Origin of the sequence: Pseudoalteromonas sp. OFAV1 (assembly GCF_021532595.1) — a bacterium.
In the GTDB taxonomy this organism is placed as follows: Bacteria; Pseudomonadota; Gammaproteobacteria; order Enterobacterales; family Alteromonadaceae; genus Pseudoalteromonas; species Pseudoalteromonas lipolytica_C.
The window spans coordinates 51120-66325 of record NZ_JAKGBG010000013.1 but is presented as its reverse complement, the minus strand read 5'-3'; the positions used below and the strand labels follow the sequence as shown (position 1 = coordinate 66325).

Genomic DNA, 15206 nt, shown 5'->3' with positions numbered 1-15206 from the left:
TTCGCTTATTTTTGAGAGGGGAGTTATTGGCTTGTTTTTTTGGCTTGCCGTGAGGTGATGAAAGGCATGTGGCTAAAATAGTGATAAAATTCACTATTTTAAGAGTGTTAACTTATGCAGGGGAATGATTTGTTTTTTAATGATGAACAAAAGTGTAAAGTTGAACTTTATGCGCTCATATATGTTGCCGTATTTCTTATACCTTTCCCTATTTCGTTATACGCTGCTGAGTTAGCCAAAAGTGCCGGTATATTACTTTGGCTAATCGCTTCTGTAGTGTATATGGTTGCTTATCTAAGGGTGGTGTCAGAATTACCTAAAAAGGATAGGGTTCTAGTTACTTGGAATCAATCTACTTATCTGCCACAAGTCATTTTCAAGGTTGCTCCAGTGTTAATATTTATGCTTGTTTGGTTAATTTTCAGCGCAGTTTGGTATTAGCATATGGAATGCAATTGGGTTAAAAATTAATAATCTATAAACTGAATTCTAGAATATTGAATCTAAAAGCAGGAAAATTAAATGAGTCGCTATGACAATGCTCCTGACCCCTTTAACAAGCCTATAAAAGTGTGTCGGCATTTAAAAAAGAAGGCTGATAGAAGGATGGAAATTGAGCCAGTACCTTACGTTATAGGAATTACTGATGACTATTATACTTGCTCATGGTTATGTAAGGACTGTATTGAGAAATATAATGTACCAAAACAAGGGGTTTTCTTATTTCATCTACCCTCAAGTGATGATGGTGATGAACACTTTGGGTTTCTACGAAACTTAAACTTAGATTTAAATGATATCGAAGGTTGCTTTGATATATTGGGCTTTAAAAATTCGGGCGATTTAGATAACAACCCATTTGAGGCTGTTGAAGGAGAGTTGACCGTTTATTTAGATTTAAATACTTTCTTTTTGTTATCTGGAATTACTCCTGTGACTAAAGATGTATATGTACGAGAAACTCTTAAAGTACCATTTGGTTCAGAATTAACCATAAAATGAAAGCTTGGGATACTTTAGTAAATTAATACCATACTATACCCATTAGAGCAGAAGGCTTGAATATACTTCAAATAAAATTTGTAGAATGATTTGGGTGAATTAATAGAAGTTAAATGAAAAGAAAGGATTCAATAATGTTCAATAGTGACTATCATCGTTACAAAGAAAGGGGGTTAAGAGCACGCCTTAGTTTTGAAATGGATCAAGAGCGGCTTTTTAAAAGTATCGATAAGATACCTGGCTTGGCAGGTGCCGGGGTTGTATACATAGATTCAAGTTTTACTGTCGTAGAGTTAAGACCTTATAGTGGCACGTCTTTAGCCCCCACCAAGATAGTACTTCGTGAACAACCTAGAAATATGAATCAGGCTGAGTTTGCAGGCCATCTTAAAAATAGTCAAAACAATGTACGAGAGTCTCGTTTAGTCGGTGAAATTGCTGGCACAGTCTTAAGCTGTAGCGCTGCAGTGTTAGGATGGATCGTTGTATTTGGAAGTGCTGCTGCAATTCCACTCTCTGGAGGGACAAGTTCAGCAGTTACTTATTTGGCTGTAGCAGCAAGTACGGCAAGCTCACTTCAATGTATTAATGGAGGGGTACGAACTTATAACGAAAGCGTAAATCCAGAGTTAAATGATTTGTACGACTCTAAAGAATGGTATCAAAATGTAACCATGGCGTTAGATGTGATTTCATTAGCAGGTGCAGCAGCTGCGGGGGCTGCAACATTAAAAGCTGTGAAATTATTAAAAGCAAATACAAACAAGAGTACAGTTGTATTACTAAAAGGACTTACTCGTAGTGAAAGGAAGCGTTTAACGCAGGATATAATTAGGATGAATCATCCTGGAGTGTCTAATAATATTTTGAAAAGAATGGTCAGAACAGGTCAATTTCCTAAAAGGTATAGTGGACTTCAGATTACACAAGCTTTAAAGCTGCAAATCAAAGATGCTGTAGGTGCATCTATTAGCTTTAGCGGAAGTGCATTATCAGGAGGTGTAAACTCTCTTGCTGTTGGAATTTATGAGGAGTTTAGTAAATAGTGTCAAAAAACTATAGAGTATCGATATTTCCACCTTGGGAATTATTGCGGTCATTTTTATTTGTTACCGTGCTTTTACTTTTGGGAACTGTTTTTTCTGGAATGACTTTCTTAACGCAATATTTTAGTGCCGAGCCTGAATGGATTATTGGTATTTTGTTTTCTGTTGGCACAGCGTTTTGTCTATTAAACTTTAAAGTGAGCCACGGCTCTTATACGTGTGCAAAGATTTTAAAGTATTACGCGTTATTTTTAGCACTTATTTGTATGCCTGCTTTTATATTAATTGATGGCGCTACCTATAAAATAGCTTCTGCTATCAATATCGTATTGATGTTACTCGCGTTTTATATAATTAAAAGTGAAAAATACCAAAACTTAGTTCAATATCAGTTTGATTTTTTTAAGGATATAAAAGAGGCTCGAGTAGCAATTGAGCAAGAAGTGTTACGCAATAGAAATCAGAATCGAAAGTAATACCATATAATTTTCAGGGATAAAGCATCTTAGCTTAAAACTGATAATACCGAGAAGGTAACAAATTCTTTCAGTCATAAGTTAAAGGGAGATTTAAGTGTATGTTTGGCTTAATAAAAAAATACGATGTTCATATGTGCTCTGAGGTTAAGGGAGTTATTACTTTAAAGGGAAAACCTGTAGAAGGAGCTGTTATTCTTCGAAACCTGAAGTTTGCCCACAGAGTTGAAAAAGAGGATCAAGTTTTAACTGCAGCTGATGGCTCATTCTTCATGCCTGAAGTAGTGATCGACTCTAAAATTCCTGGAGATATGTTTTCTCATGAAGTTACTTACCAATATATAACAGTCTTATACAATTCCAGTGAATACGAATTATGGAATTGTGAGTTAGTAGGAATTGAAGAGCGAAATGAATATAAAGAAAAGTTAAATAGCTTGATAGCTGACTTATCATCTCAAAATGTAGATTTCATATTTACAAACCATTCTAATAAGAACTTAAATTTTTATGGTTCGACAATTTGTAGATGGAAAAATGACTTTGAAATATACGAAAACGAGGATGACACGGATTATTTTAAAGATTTTAGATAGTAAAAGGAGATTACATGAATGTTTTATCGCCAAGTTTAGCGGCGCAATTGGCTAACTTTGCTTATAAAAGCTTAGAAGCAAATAATACTTCTAGAAAAATAAATGCCAACCCAATCATTACTAGCCACTTTGCATTTGATCCATCAGCTTCAACGTTTACAGGCATTAGCGGAACTGCTGCTGAGCATATTTTGGATCATTGTACAGGGTTTGGCTTTTTTGGAATTGGTAATAATAAAGGAAACCATAAGGGTGAAGTAGTGTTAACTTTCCGTGGTACTGCAGGTATTGCTGACACACTAACTGATTTACACTGCGGAATGACTGTGGGGCCAAACTATAAAGCCGTACATGCAGGTTTTAATCGTACTTTTGAATCTATTAAACCACAATTATCAAAGATACTCAGTAAATTAGGTAGCAGACCAGTTCATTGTGTCGGTCATAGTTTAGGTGGTGCTCTTGCAACATTGGCTGCTAATTGGATAAAGTCGCAATTTAAAATGCCGGTAAAGTTATATACATTTGGTGCTCCTAGAGTCGGCTGCAACCCATTTGCAATTCAAACTGAAACAAATTTAAATGGTATTTATCGTGCAGTACACAGGAGTGATCCTGTCCCTATGGTACCTGTTTGGCCATTTGTACATGCTGGGAGCGAGTATAGGCTTAGTACTTGTGTCTCTTTAACTGGGGCTGCTCACAAAATGGCAGGGAATGCACCAGGTTATATTAATACCGCATCTCGTTACCCAGACTATAAAAGTATGGAAAGAGGCTCATTATCTAATTTGACGATGACACGTTTAAAGTACGTTAATCGCCACCATGCATCATTTAATGCTCTCTGGGCAGATAAAATCACGAGCGCACTATTAACGCTCTTACGAGAGAGTGGCAAAATAACAAGCATATTAGCGCAAGGTGTCGTTGCTGGTACTTTAACTATATATGATGCTTTAGCGCGTAGCTTGGTTGAAATATCAAAAATGTCCTCGAAATATGCAGAAGATTGTAAAGGGGTGCTAGGCCATATACTTAACTTTGTTGGTAAGTCTAGCGTTACTTTGGTTGATATTACCTATTCCAAAGTGAAGAAAATACTTTATTGGATGCTAGAGAAACTCAATCAGTTAGTAATAGCAGCAGTAAAAGTATCTCCTTATATTGGAATTAGTTAAACAAGGTCATATTGTATGAAGCCCATATACGCTAATTTAAAACTGATGGGCTTTATTCACCTATTTCAAATCAAGAAGTTTAATCTCACAGCAAGGAGCTATAAACGCAGTTAAATGCGCTATAGAAACAGTATGGAACAACAACATCAACAAACACTCACTCAACTAGTCAACGATGTTTATAACAAACCGGACTTAATCGAAGAACATCAGGTTCTTATTCAACCCTTATTAAAAGACTTGCTAGCCAGTGCGCCAGCGGGCTTTGAGGGGATGGCTACGATGATTCATAGTCATTTAGTTAATGGCCTAAAATCCACCAATCCAAACATTCAAAAGTTTGAACTTGAGTCAGGACTTTTAAAGCTTAAGCCTTATTTTCAAAGAATTAATCAGTAATCTACAAAAGCCTGAGTTTAGGTAAACAAAGTACAAGGATGGTTTATGTCATTAATGAATGCGTGCATTTTAATGCTGCTGTTACAGCCATTGTTTATTTACTTTGCGTTATTTGCAAAAGAAGTTGATCTTAATGAAGACTCGCAAGATTCGACTGTCATGCTATTTAACTTTGGTCTTTTGGGTATCACGCCTAGTGTTGCTTATTTTTACATGGAGCAGTTTTGGTTCGCAGTTGGGATGTTAAGTGGCGTCACACTATTAGGTTTAACACTCGCTAAAACTTTAGAGTCAAAGGGCAAAAGGCCATTGGATATCATCCTAACTTTGCGTTTTGTGACGTCGTGGCTGCTTATTTTTGGCGTTATATATTGGTTAATTTCATTATTTACAGGCTCACCAGAAGTTCAGACAACAATTGCTGATACTGCTCAGTTAGTTGAGCCATTTTATCAGCTATTTTGGCCTTCATTTTACTATTTAGGTTTAATGGTTTTTACATTTTTACTTAAAGGACTTGAGTTTCGCTTTCAGTTAAAGCCAGCATTATCAGGTACTTTCTTGATACTTGCGGCTGCGTTAATAGGTATATCTCCACTCGTTGATGGCAGTTTTATTCTTGGCTTGTTTATAAATATAGCCATATTTTTTATTTTCTGCTCAATGTGTATAGCAATTGATAAACTAAATGATCCCTCTGGCGGCGCTATTGCTTTCTTCTATGCATATGTATTATCAATGGGAATAGGATTAGCTATTATCGTGAAAATTATATATGCAGTGTTTTTTAGTACTGAAGTCTGATTTTTTAACCTTGCAAGTAGGTTTATTTATCAGTTATTATTTGTACCTGTTTTGTTGTTTTTATTCTGCGTGAATTAATAATGTATAAATCAGCATAATAAGGTTTTTGTTGCCATAAATTGCATTGCAAGGAGGCTTGGTGTGTTTTCATCAAGGATTAGTCATTTAGCTATATTAATTGCTACGTTATTTGTTTTATTCACTACAACACAGGTATTTGCGAATATGTTTGGTTTCTTTAATAAAAGTGATTTTATTTTGTCTGCTCCTGTAAAAGGACAGTTATTTGATGATGGAAAACCTGTTGCAAATACCAAAGTGATGCGTTCACTTACTTACGGTGATGAATATATCGACGAAACAGTAACTGATGAACAGGGCTATTTTACGTTTTCAGAAAAAACAATTAAAACCAGTAAGCCAGCTAACATGTTCGATAATGACTCATTGGTACAGCACATTTATTTAGAGAATGGCACGCCAGAGGGAATAGTATTGTGGTATACACTTGTGTCACTTCATGAAAACAGTAAAACCCTCAAACGATTACTTGCTGATTTAAAATGCGATATCTCTAAAGAGCCACAAACATACGATATTCCTATCGAAGAAGATACAAGCCATACTTTTGCGATTTATACATCATGTAAACTTTAACCTAAAACGACTCATACAAAGGGAACTTATATGAATACCTTGACGCCTACTCAAGCGGTGCAACTCGCTGAGCTTGCTTATAAAGCAAAAAGTATTAAAACAACAAATTTACTTAATCACTCATTGCATGCATCTTTGCGAAATAATTTTAATTTTTCAATTAACCCAAGTGCTGTACAAGGTGTGTCGGGTGGGTTTTTCTCTCATTTATTTGGTTTAAGCACAGGCTTTGGTTTAGTTGCACACGGAAAAAATGAGTTTCAAGGTGATTCTGTTATCACCATTCGCGGCACAGCCTCTTTAAGAGATGGTTTAACAGATGCAAACTTCGGTTTAAGTGGTGGTTCAAACGGTAGTATGGTCCATGCGGGTTTTAATAAAACGTTTTACACAATGAAGCCGGGCTTGCAAGAGTTTGTAACAGCAAATATACGAGACAAAGTAACAGGATGCGTACATTTAGTTGGCCATAGCTTAGGTGGTGCACTTGCAACGTTAGCGGCAGATTGGATCAAAGCTGAATATTCGTTACCTGTAAAGCTGTATACATTTGGCTCTCCTCGTGTTGGTCTAGATAACTTCTCAAGAGCCGCAACAGGCAGAATCGATAAGATTTATCGTTGTACTCATGGTGCCGATCCAGTCACTAAAGTGCCGTTATGGCCATTTTCTCATGCTCCTTATCAGGGCCAAGAAATTCGTTTAGACAGCGGGCAAGGTTTAAAAGGTGCTGCCCACAAACTCAGTGGTACACCTGGCTACATCAATACCGCAAATAGTAATGATTGGGGCAACCTGACAATTCGTGCGAATCATTATCTAAATACACCTGTGCGTTTAAATTTTGAAGATCGTAATCAAGCATCATTCAATTCACATTGGGCAGATAAATTAGGTGCGGCGCTTGTTACCTTATTAAAAGACGCTGGTTATTACAGTGCTGTTGCAGCACAAGCAGCGATTGGAACAGGCCTGACATTTTACGACATGCTTGCTCGAACTTTAGATAAAATTGCGAAAGCATCAGCATCATTTGCTGCACAAACACTAGGCCTCATTGGTCATATGTTGGTCTTTGCTGGCAAAGTTGTTAGCAAAGCCGTAGAACTAACATACAGTGTTATTAAGTGGGCTTTTGACTCGACTCTTGGTGCTCTTTATCGCGCCGCAAAAGACGGCTTAAATGGCTTAGATTAATAACAAAGTGGGCATGCTGAATAGCATGCCCACTTCTTATCATTTTTAGTTTTCTTTTAATGAGCTTATTTGTATTCCATTCTTATTCAGCTCATTTTGTAGCTTTAATGCACTGCTTTTTAAGTTTGGTAGCGTCTTGTTATTTATGATATCGACCTCTTCATTTAACAGCTCTGAAGCATGTTTAGCCGACATTTTTCTACTGATTGCTGCATCAATTATAAATTGACTTTTGCTGTAAAAACGACGAATTTCAGTTAAGAACTCACTGGGCGTTTCTAAAGTCGTGGGGGAATATTGCATGGTTTGCCAAATATACTTTTCGATTGTTGGCTTGTTATATTCAAGTTCAGATTTAGGCGGGCTTTTTGCTAGTAAGTTAGCAAATTTTTTGAGATGTTCAGCATTATCTTTAACTTCATCATATAGAGAGGTTCTAAGATAATAATTATCTTCCATTTTACTGAATGAGTCGAATTTTAAAGCTTGCTCTAAACCACTTTGGGCTGCAAGATAAACCCCAAAAATAGTTGAAAAAACGAGGAATAATTGGTTTAGCCAAAAGCCAGTACTTTTTAGCTCTTTATTATCAACGGTTTTAAATGCGGTGGTTATCTTTGGGGTATTTTTATTTCCTATATCCATTATTAAATTCCTTTTATTATTTTTACTTAGTATTTCACAGCTGTTTAATTTATAAACTTTAATCTCTTTCTAAAAGCACAGCGCCGCTATGTTCCTCACCTAAATAGTCGTCTTTGTTGTAGATAGGGCATTTTGCCATTGATAAACAGCCGCAGCCAATACAACCGTTAACGCGCTCGCGTAAACGCTGCATGTATTGAATTCGTTCATCTAGTTGAGTTTGCCATACCTTTGAAAGAGCTGCCCAATCTTGTTTAGTGGGTGTACGCTGATCAGGTAGGGTGCTTAACGTTTGTTTAATGTTTTCAAGGGTTATGCCCATAGTTTGTGCAGCTTTAATTACAGCAATTCGGCGCAATACATCGGGTTTATAGCGGCGCTGATTACCATTATTTCGCCAGCTGCGAATAAGCCCCTTCGACTCATAAAAATGCAAGGTTGAAACTTTTACGCCACTGCGTTTTGCGACAAAGCCAACAGATAGGTTTGCATCAATAAGTTTTTTATCTGCCATAATTTGCTCCAAGGTATTGACCTAAAGTTAGCTTGAGGTTTTACGCTGCGCACATCATAAAAAAAGGAGTGATAGTAATGCAACAAAAACCAACAACAAATACGGTAATTATTTATTCAAGTGCGCGAAAACAGGGTAATACGAGTTTGCAAGTTAATGATTATAAAACGCAATATGGTGGCGATGTGGTATGCCTAGATGACTATGTTATTTCGCCTTATTGCTATGACAAGCAATATAAAAATGATGATTTTTATGCGGTATTCGAAGCGCTGTTAAATTATCAACACTGGGTGCTTGCATCACCAGTATATTGGTATAACACCACACCGCAGTTTAAAGCATTTTTAGACCGGATCACTGATTATATGGATGATGAAACGCTAAGGCCAAAACTGAGAACACTGCGTGAAAAGCAGTTTTCATTGCTGTCAAATGCAGGTTCTGCACACGCACCTAACGCGTTTATCGAGATGTTTAAAAACACCTTCAATTACTTAGGAATGACCTTTAAAGCGCATCAACATATTGATGCTAGTTAAACGCGTCTAAACAAGGTAGGCTAAAGTAAAAAACAACAGGAACTTTCATGCAATCAACACTGTTAGGTTTATCTTTAGCCTTATTATCTTCGTTTAGTTATGCAGAGCAAGCTGAGCCTGCTATCAAAGGTTTTGGTTTTTATTATGATGTGCCAAACCATGCACCAATCTCTGATCAAACGGTTTTCAAAGTGGCATTTGATGTAGCTGATGCGGCAGAAAAAGGGGCGCAGAATAATAAAATGAACTCATTAGCAAGGTTCATTAATATGCATATAGCCCATGGTGTGAAGCCTGAGAACATTCAACTTGCTTTAGTTGTGCATGGTGGCGCAAGTGTTGATGTACTGGAAAACAGTTTTTATAAACAGCGCTTTGATAGTGACAATAAAAATCAGCAATTGATCTCACAATTGTTGGCACATAATACCGTTGTGTATGTGTGTGGGCAGTCTGCAACGCACATGAAGGTTAAACAACAGCAGCTTATACCGGGTGTGCAAATGGCGCTGTCGGCAATGACCGCGCATGCACAGTTGCAGCAACAAGGTTATACACTTAATCCATTCTAATGAATATCTTATGTTTTGGTGACTCAAACACTTATGGTATTTCCCCCGTCGATGGTAAGCGCTTTGCTGCCGATGAGCGCTGGCCTAGTTTACTTGGTATTAAATTAGGTGCCGGCTACCAAGTTATAGAAGCTGGTCAGCCTAATCGTACACTGGTGAACGACCCGCCTTTTAGTGGCGATAAACTGGGCATTAAATACTTAGAACCTTACCTAGCGGCTTACCATTTAGATGTGATTATTATTCAGCTTGGCACTAATGATTTAAAGCGCCGTTTTGCGCTGTCGGTTGCTGATATTGCCAAGGCACTAGAAGCTATCATCTCGGACATAAAGAAATATTATCTACATCGAGACTTACCCAAAATTATAATACTAAGCGCTGCTAGGGTTTATGAAGTTGGCGCATATCAATCTATTTATGCGGGAGCGGCTGCAAAGTCTAATGAGCTAGTTAAGGCTTTTTCTGAACTGTGTGTGAAACAGCAAACTCTGTTCCTGGATATCACAGCAATAGCTCCGCCTTGCCAGCAAGAAGGTATACATTTAACCCTTGAATCGCATCGAGCTATTGCAGAGCATTTGCTAGAGTTACTAATAAATGAAAAAAGCCACAGGTTTTAACAACTCAGTGGCTTGGGTATTGATTTTACAATCAAGGGATTAGGGAGTTATTTTTAAAACTCGTAGCTAATACTTAAGCGTGTAGTACGCGGCATAATGTAACGACCATTCGGTGCATCAGCATTACGAGGGTCACCTTCTGTTATGCCTTGTTCGTCAGTTAAGTTATCAACCGCTAATTGCACTTTAATACCTTCCATAGGTTCAACAATTAAACCTATGTCTACTTTTTCGTAACCTTCTAAAACAACAGTGTTTTCGTTGTCACCCCAACGATCATCAACCGCTGAGATTGTGCCGTATAAGGTTGCATACATGTCGCTTACTTCAAAGTCATAGCTTGGTGTTACACGTACTTGCCATTTTGGCTGACGTTGGCTTTCGTTACCTTCATTGCCTGGGCTTTCTGTGATTTCAGTTTCTTGAAGTGTTGAGTTTAAGTTAACTGAGAAACCAGATTCATGGTTGTAGTTATAATCAAGCTCAATACCGTATGCTTCGTTGGTTAAGATTTCAGCCGGTACACCCGGGCGACGCACAAAGGTGTCACCTTTTACTTCGTTAGTGAAGAATGTTGCGTAAAAGTCGGTGCTGTCTGTTAATAATTTATAACCAAACTCGGCTTGTGTTACCTCTTTAATTAGCTTTTCGCCACCTTCATATGCACTAAAGTTATCGCGGAAGTCGTCGAAGTAAGGCATTTTATAACCGCGGTTTACGCGAGCAAATACGCCCATGTCATCGGTAATTGAATAGTTAATACCTGTTGTCCACGATGTTTTGCTTTCGTCATATTGAACAGACTTAGTGATCACACCGTCAAGACCTTCATCAACTGAGTATTCCACTTCGTGGTTTTCAAAACGAATACCTGCATCAAGCGTAAAGTCATCGTTGAATTTATATTGAGCTGTTGTGTAAAACGCATTGGTGCGTGCATCACCTGTTGAATTGATATCGTAGTTAAAGCCACAACCATCATAGCTTTCATTACACTCAATACCAGTCAGTAGTTCGCCGCCAGCTTCAAGTACGTGATATGCTGTGTTACCTAAGCTCCACCAGTCATTTGCTGATGTGCTTGCTGTATAGTAACCAAATGCCAGTGATAAGTTATCAAGCTTTTTAGCAAATGCTAAATCATTGGTGAATGCGCTGATCTCTTTTAATACTACCCAACGGCCAAGTTGTTGCACCGCCGTGTCTGCGCCGTATTCTGTGCCAGTTACTGCACCTGTTGCTGTTACACCGTTTTCAGCTACTGCACCAACAGTTGTCGCTGAGCCTGCCGGTACTAAGCCGTATGTGTTAGCATCACCCTTGGTGAAGTTAAAGCGATCTGTAAAGCTCCAGCCGTTATCAAATTCAAGTTTGATACTACCGCCAGAAACATGACCTTTCCAACCACGGCCTTCACCTAAGTCGATTTGTCGTTCGTCATTATTTGGGCCTGTGTAAATAGTTGCTTGGCGATTTAAAGTACCTAGTTGCGTGTACTCAGCATCAATACCGTCAACATTCAGTGGTGTTGGTAAGTACCAAGCACCGTGGTCATCTGTTTGACGGGTGTATAAATTAATGGTGCCGTTTTCTAACTCTTTTGTGATATTAATTGTGAACTGGCTGCCTTTTTCTGATGTGAAACCAGCATCACGAATACCTGGTGAGCTTTTAACATAACCACCCACCATAAAGTATAGATCATCAGAAACCTCACCACTTACCACAGCATCAAGTCGCTGCAAGTCATAATCTGAGGTCGTGTATTTGAAAACACCTTCAGTGTATTCACCACCACGCTTTAAACGGAAATTCGTTGTTAAACCAGGCTGGCCGTTTGATACAACAGGGTTTGGACCACCACGCAGTGCTTCCATTGTTTCAATGGTTTCATCTAAACGGAATAACGACGAGTTTTCTAAAAATGATAAAGTAGGTGCAGGGTAAATTGGTGAGCCTTCAAGACTCAATGTTAAAAATGGCGCATCGCCACCACCGGGAAAACCACGCACAAACACGTTTGCGCCAGATTCACCACCTGAACTTTCTACCCACACACCTGGTACGGCTTTAAACAAGTCAGCTGTACTTTTTGGCGATAGTTTAACAATTTGATCGGCATCAATGTTTGTCACGGCGTAACCAGCGTCGATTTTACGAACACCGATACCGGCAGGTGTGCCCGATACGACAATTCGTTCTACTTTTTCATTTGCTGATTTTTGTGGCTGTTCTTCGGCCATTGCAGTTTGGCCACTGATTGCTAGCAGGATTGCAGAGGCTAATGCACTGCGAGTATATGTTGTTGTCATCATTGTGTGTTCCCATTTCCTTTTGTGTGTAAAGCAAGTTATTGAAACGATTTTTGCAATTGTTAATACCTTGCTTTTTTAAACCATAAAGATCAATGCAAACGTTTGCAAATGGTTTTTATAACTTTTTGTTGTAAATTTGAACACAGGATTAGAGTATGAAATGCGTGCTACTGAAAAAATATTATCTGCTGAAACGCAGCGGTTTAGTTAAAATGATGTTATATTGCTGGCACATATTCTAAGGACAGCACCCAGTGTTTTAGCATTATGAATGAAAAAAAATTGAAGCTCGCTGATCTGGCTAAATTAGCAGGGGTTTCGACATCAACTGTGTCTCGCGCCCTGAATGATAACCCATTGATTAAAAAGGAAACAAGGGTAAAGCTTCAACGCTTAGCCAAACAGCATAATTTTAGTTTAAACACTGCTGCAAGTCGTTTACGAACACAAAAAACCAATGTTGTTGCCGTGATAATTAACCTAGATGGGGACACCGAGCAGTCTATAAATGACCCTTTTCTACTTAAAGTTGTTGGCGAAATTAATCTTGCATTGAATAAATTTGGCTTAGAATTGCTGCTTTCAAACTCATTTATGGCGAGCGACGATTGGGCCAACTACTTCATAAATAGTCGTCGTGCTGACGGTCTTATAGTAGTTGGGCAGGGTAAGAATCAAGCAAATATCGAAGCTGCAGCAGATGCTGGTGTGCCCCTAGTGGTTTGGGGAGATCCTAAATCGCCCAGCAATTACCCTATTGTAGGGAGCGATAATTATTTAGGTGGTAGGCTTGCTACTGAGCATTTATTGAATAAAGGAGCCAAGAATATTTTGTTCTTAGGTGATCCTGGGCATGCCGAAATAGGTGAGCGCCACCGAGGTTATTTAGATGCGATAGCGAGTGCGAAAGCCACACCTCATGTGGTTTCTATTGATATTACAAGCGGCGCTTCTTACAAAAGTATAAATAAACTCTTGGTTGAAAAAGGCCTATATTTTGACGGTATTATGGCATGTAGCGATATGGTGGCACTTGGCGCTATGAAAGCGTTAAAAGAGCGTTATATTAGTATTCCAAATGATGTCGCTTTAGTCGGTTTTGACGATATCGCAATGGCAGATATCAGCCATCCTTCCTTATCAAGCATTAAACAGAATACGCAGCGTGCCTCAGTTATTCTTGTGGAAAAATTAATAGCGCAGTTTTCGGGGCAAACAACCACCTCCCAAGTTGTTGATATTGAATTAATTTGTAGACAATCCAGTCAGCGTTGATTTGAGCTGTTGTTAAATATTTGTTTAAATGCGTTTGCAAACGTTTGCATTTACTTGATTGCTAAACTAGACTAAATAAAAATAATCTTAGGTTTGAGTGAATGAATCCGATCAGAATAACAGTCGCATTGGCGTGCAGCTATTTTGTATTTGCTATTATGCTAAACAGTGTCGGTACTGTTATTTTGCAAGCAATAAATAGTTTAGGTGTGACTAAAACAGACGCATCTGTTTTAGAGGGTTTTAAAGACTTAAGCATAGCAATTGTTTCATTCTTAGTTGCGTCGTTTATTCCTAGGGTTGGTTATAAAATCGCGATGTTGGCTGCCTTAGTTTTTGTCGCTGTTATGTGTTTAGTTGTACCAACAATTGCACAGTTCTGGGTACTAAAGGCACTGTTTGCAGCAATTGGTTGTAGCTTTGCAGTGATGAAAATTTCTGTTTATTCAGTGATTGGCCAGGTAACAGACAGTGCTAATAAGCACTCAGCGTTGCTAAACACCATTGAAGGGGTGTTTATGCTAGGTGTGTTAGCAGGCTATTGGATCTTTGCTTTATTTATCGATCCAAATGATGTGCAGAGCACTCACTGGTTAAATGTATATTATTTGCTTGCCTTGATTGTTGCCGTAGCCTTTTTAGCTGTTTTTACAGCACCAATTAAATCACCTGAATTAAAGGGCTCGCATTACTCACAAATTCACGCGTTTATTGACATGCTAAGGCTTGCGTATAAACCGTTGGTGTTAATTTTTATTATCAGTGCCTTTCTTTATGTATTAATCGAACAGGGAGTAGGTACTTGGTTACCTACTTTTAATAATCAAGTTTTAATGCTCCCCGTTGATGTAAGTATTCAGCTAGCAAGTATATTTGCTGCGGCGCTTGCGCTAGGTCGCTTGGTTGCTGGTCAATTACTGCGCTATCTAAATTGGTTTAGTATATTAATCAGTTGCTTAATATCTATGGCTGTGCTGGTTTTACTTGTATTACCTATGACGCACAACGTTGATGGTAGCCAAGTAAAAACAATATTTGATGTACCACTTGCTGCATTCATGTTACCCCTGATTGGCTTTTTTATGGCACCGATTTATCCGGTACTTAACTCAGTTATGTTGAGTTCATTGGCTAAGTATCAGCACGCAGCAATGACAGGACTGATAGTTGTTTTTTCTGCTCTTGGAGGGACTACTGGCTCAATTATTACAGGGTTGGTATTTGATAAATTTAGTGGCCAACATGCCTTTTATTTAACTTTGGTACCTATTGCATTGTTATTGGTGAGTGTTTCAGTGTTCAAGAAACACACGTTAAAACCTCTTTCTCATACAACTTCTTCAGCTGAACAATAAAGGGTAT

Annotated in this window: 18 protein-coding genes; 15 read left to right on the top strand and 3 right to left on the bottom strand. The window is 38.3% G+C overall.

Annotated elements, in window-relative coordinates; genetic code table 11:
• Nucleotides 1-114: 114 nt before the first annotated feature.
• From L1267_RS09680 to L1267_RS09635, 10 genes are all read left to right on the top strand, one after another.
• Nucleotides 115-441, top strand: a complete 327-nt coding sequence (locus tag L1267_RS09680) for a hypothetical protein (protein ID WP_138557111.1) — start codon at nucleotides 115-117, stop codon at nucleotides 439-441.
• An 81-nt stretch (nucleotides 442-522) separates the two neighbouring features.
• Complete coding sequence (locus L1267_RS09675; protein ID WP_235382700.1) at nucleotides 523-1002, top strand: hypothetical protein; 480 nt, start codon at nucleotides 523-525, stop codon at nucleotides 1000-1002.
• A 134-nt stretch (nucleotides 1003-1136) separates the two neighbouring features.
• Nucleotides 1137-2048: a hypothetical protein gene (locus L1267_RS09670; protein ID WP_235382699.1), complete on the top strand. Its 912-nt coding sequence runs from the start codon at nucleotides 1137-1139 to the stop codon at nucleotides 2046-2048.
• A complete protein-coding gene (locus L1267_RS09665; RefSeq protein ID WP_235382698.1) occupies nucleotides 2048-2524 on the top strand; it encodes a hypothetical protein in 477 nt (158 codons plus the stop codon). The genes L1267_RS09670 and L1267_RS09665 overlap by 1 nt, the downstream gene beginning before the upstream one ends.
• Nucleotides 2525-2625: 101 nt before the next feature.
• Nucleotides 2626-3120 carry a DUF6795 domain-containing protein gene (locus tag L1267_RS09660; protein WP_235382697.1) on the top strand — a complete coding sequence of 165 codons (495 nt, stop codon included), beginning with the start codon at nucleotides 2626-2628 and terminating at the stop codon, nucleotides 3118-3120.
• 14 nt (nucleotides 3121-3134) lie between these two features.
• Entirely contained in the window at nucleotides 3135-4301 is a 1167-nt protein-coding gene (locus L1267_RS09655) for a lipase family protein (protein WP_235382696.1), read from the top strand.
• 132 nt (nucleotides 4302-4433) lie between these two features.
• Nucleotides 4434-4700, top strand: coding sequence for a hypothetical protein (locus L1267_RS09650; protein WP_135926863.1), 267 nt, complete (start codon nucleotides 4434-4436; stop codon nucleotides 4698-4700).
• 45 nt (nucleotides 4701-4745) lie between these two features.
• Complete coding sequence (locus L1267_RS09645; RefSeq protein WP_235382695.1) at nucleotides 4746-5504, top strand: hypothetical protein; 759 nt, start codon at nucleotides 4746-4748, stop codon at nucleotides 5502-5504.
• A gap of 141 nt (nucleotides 5505-5645) precedes the next feature.
• Nucleotides 5646-6161: a DUF6795 domain-containing protein gene (locus L1267_RS09640; RefSeq protein ID WP_171040397.1), complete on the top strand. Its 516-nt coding sequence runs from the start codon at nucleotides 5646-5648 to the stop codon at nucleotides 6159-6161.
• Nucleotides 6162-6191: 30 nt separating this feature from the next.
• Nucleotides 6192-7358, top strand: coding sequence for a lipase family protein (locus L1267_RS09635; RefSeq protein ID WP_105181749.1), 1167 nt, complete (start codon nucleotides 6192-6194; stop codon nucleotides 7356-7358).
• Between the two features lie 45 nt (nucleotides 7359-7403).
• Here L1267_RS09635 and L1267_RS09630 read toward each other — a convergent pair whose 3' ends face one another.
• Together L1267_RS09630 and soxR are read right to left on the bottom strand one after the other, a co-directional pair.
• A complete protein-coding gene (locus L1267_RS09630; RefSeq protein WP_235382694.1) occupies nucleotides 7404-8003 on the bottom strand; it encodes a hypothetical protein in 600 nt (199 codons plus the stop codon).
• A gap of 58 nt (nucleotides 8004-8061) precedes the next feature.
• Nucleotides 8062-8517: a redox-sensitive transcriptional activator SoxR gene (soxR, locus tag L1267_RS09625; RefSeq protein WP_171040398.1), complete on the bottom strand. Its 456-nt coding sequence runs from the start codon at nucleotides 8515-8517 to the stop codon at nucleotides 8062-8064.
• 77 nt (nucleotides 8518-8594) lie between these two features.
• On the opposite strand from soxR, the gene L1267_RS09620 reads away from it, so the two are divergent.
• Genes L1267_RS09620 through L1267_RS09610 form a run of 3 tightly spaced genes read left to right on the top strand, consistent with a single transcriptional unit; the run spans nucleotide 8595 to nucleotide 10254 of the window.
• Nucleotides 8595-9059, top strand: a complete 465-nt coding sequence (locus tag L1267_RS09620) for a flavodoxin family protein (protein ID WP_135926865.1) — start codon at nucleotides 8595-8597, stop codon at nucleotides 9057-9059.
• Nucleotides 9060-9106: 47 nt separating this feature from the next.
• Nucleotides 9107-9631, top strand: a complete 525-nt coding sequence (locus L1267_RS09615) for a DsrE family protein (RefSeq protein WP_235382693.1) — start codon at nucleotides 9107-9109, stop codon at nucleotides 9629-9631.
• Nucleotides 9631-10254: a GDSL-type esterase/lipase family protein gene (locus L1267_RS09610; protein WP_235382692.1), complete on the top strand. Its 624-nt coding sequence runs from the start codon at nucleotides 9631-9633 to the stop codon at nucleotides 10252-10254. The genes L1267_RS09615 and L1267_RS09610 overlap by 1 nt, the downstream gene beginning before the upstream one ends.
• A 53-nt stretch (nucleotides 10255-10307) precedes the next feature.
• Here the strand turns inward: L1267_RS09610 and L1267_RS09605 are convergent, their stop codons facing one another.
• Nucleotides 10308-12566 carry a TonB-dependent receptor gene (locus L1267_RS09605; RefSeq protein ID WP_235382722.1) on the bottom strand — a complete coding sequence of 753 codons (2259 nt, stop codon included), beginning with the start codon at nucleotides 12564-12566 and terminating at the stop codon, nucleotides 10308-10310.
• 270 nt (nucleotides 12567-12836) lie between these two features.
• Here L1267_RS09605 and L1267_RS09600 point away from each other — a divergent pair, with 270 nt between their 5' ends.
• Together L1267_RS09600 and L1267_RS09595 are read left to right on the top strand one after the other, a co-directional pair.
• The gene (locus L1267_RS09600; protein ID WP_135926868.1) at nucleotides 12837-13844 is read left to right on the top strand and encodes a LacI family DNA-binding transcriptional regulator; all 1008 of its coding nucleotides are present in this window, start codon (nucleotides 12837-12839) and stop codon (nucleotides 13842-13844) included.
• A gap of 101 nt (nucleotides 13845-13945) precedes the next feature.
• Nucleotides 13946-15199: an MFS transporter gene (locus L1267_RS09595; RefSeq protein ID WP_235382691.1), complete on the top strand. Its 1254-nt coding sequence runs from the start codon at nucleotides 13946-13948 to the stop codon at nucleotides 15197-15199.
• Nucleotides 15200-15206 lie beyond the last annotated feature (7 nt).

What these genes read in the sequence shown, in the direction of transcription:
- L1267_RS09605 (WP_235382722.1), bottom strand. Translation starts at nt 12,566, where the DNA reads ATGACAACAACATATACTCGCAGTGCATTAGCCTCTGCAATCCTGCTA.
- L1267_RS09600 (WP_135926868.1), top strand. Translation starts at nt 12,837, where the DNA reads ATGAATGAAAAAAAATTGAAGCTCGCTGATCTGGCTAAATTAGCAGGG.
- L1267_RS09620 (WP_135926865.1), top strand. Translation starts at nt 8,595, where the DNA reads ATGCAACAAAAACCAACAACAAATACGGTAATTATTTATTCAAGTGCG.
- L1267_RS09660 (WP_235382697.1), top strand. Translation starts at nt 2,626, where the DNA reads ATGTTTGGCTTAATAAAAAAATACGATGTTCATATGTGCTCTGAGGTT.
- L1267_RS09645 (WP_235382695.1), top strand. Translation starts at nt 4,746, where the DNA reads ATGTCATTAATGAATGCGTGCATTTTAATGCTGCTGTTACAGCCATTG.
- L1267_RS09650 (WP_135926863.1), top strand. Translation starts at nt 4,434, where the DNA reads ATGGAACAACAACATCAACAAACACTCACTCAACTAGTCAACGATGTT.
- soxR (WP_171040398.1), bottom strand. Translation starts at nt 8,517, where the DNA reads ATGGCAGATAAAAAACTTATTGATGCAAACCTATCTGTTGGCTTTGTC.
- L1267_RS09635 (WP_105181749.1), top strand. Translation starts at nt 6,192, where the DNA reads ATGAATACCTTGACGCCTACTCAAGCGGTGCAACTCGCTGAGCTTGCT.
- L1267_RS09680 (WP_138557111.1), top strand. Translation starts at nt 115, where the DNA reads ATGCAGGGGAATGATTTGTTTTTTAATGATGAACAAAAGTGTAAAGTT.
- L1267_RS09615 (WP_235382693.1), top strand. Translation starts at nt 9,107, where the DNA reads ATGCAATCAACACTGTTAGGTTTATCTTTAGCCTTATTATCTTCGTTT.
- L1267_RS09630 (WP_235382694.1), bottom strand. Translation starts at nt 8,003, where the DNA reads ATGGATATAGGAAATAAAAATACCCCAAAGATAACCACCGCATTTAAA.
- L1267_RS09610 (WP_235382692.1), top strand. Translation starts at nt 9,631, where the DNA reads ATGAATATCTTATGTTTTGGTGACTCAAACACTTATGGTATTTCCCCC.
- L1267_RS09655 (WP_235382696.1), top strand. Translation starts at nt 3,135, where the DNA reads ATGAATGTTTTATCGCCAAGTTTAGCGGCGCAATTGGCTAACTTTGCT.
- L1267_RS09675 (WP_235382700.1), top strand. Translation starts at nt 523, where the DNA reads ATGAGTCGCTATGACAATGCTCCTGACCCCTTTAACAAGCCTATAAAA.
- L1267_RS09670 (WP_235382699.1), top strand. Translation starts at nt 1,137, where the DNA reads ATGTTCAATAGTGACTATCATCGTTACAAAGAAAGGGGGTTAAGAGCA.
- L1267_RS09595 (WP_235382691.1), top strand. Translation starts at nt 13,946, where the DNA reads ATGAATCCGATCAGAATAACAGTCGCATTGGCGTGCAGCTATTTTGTA.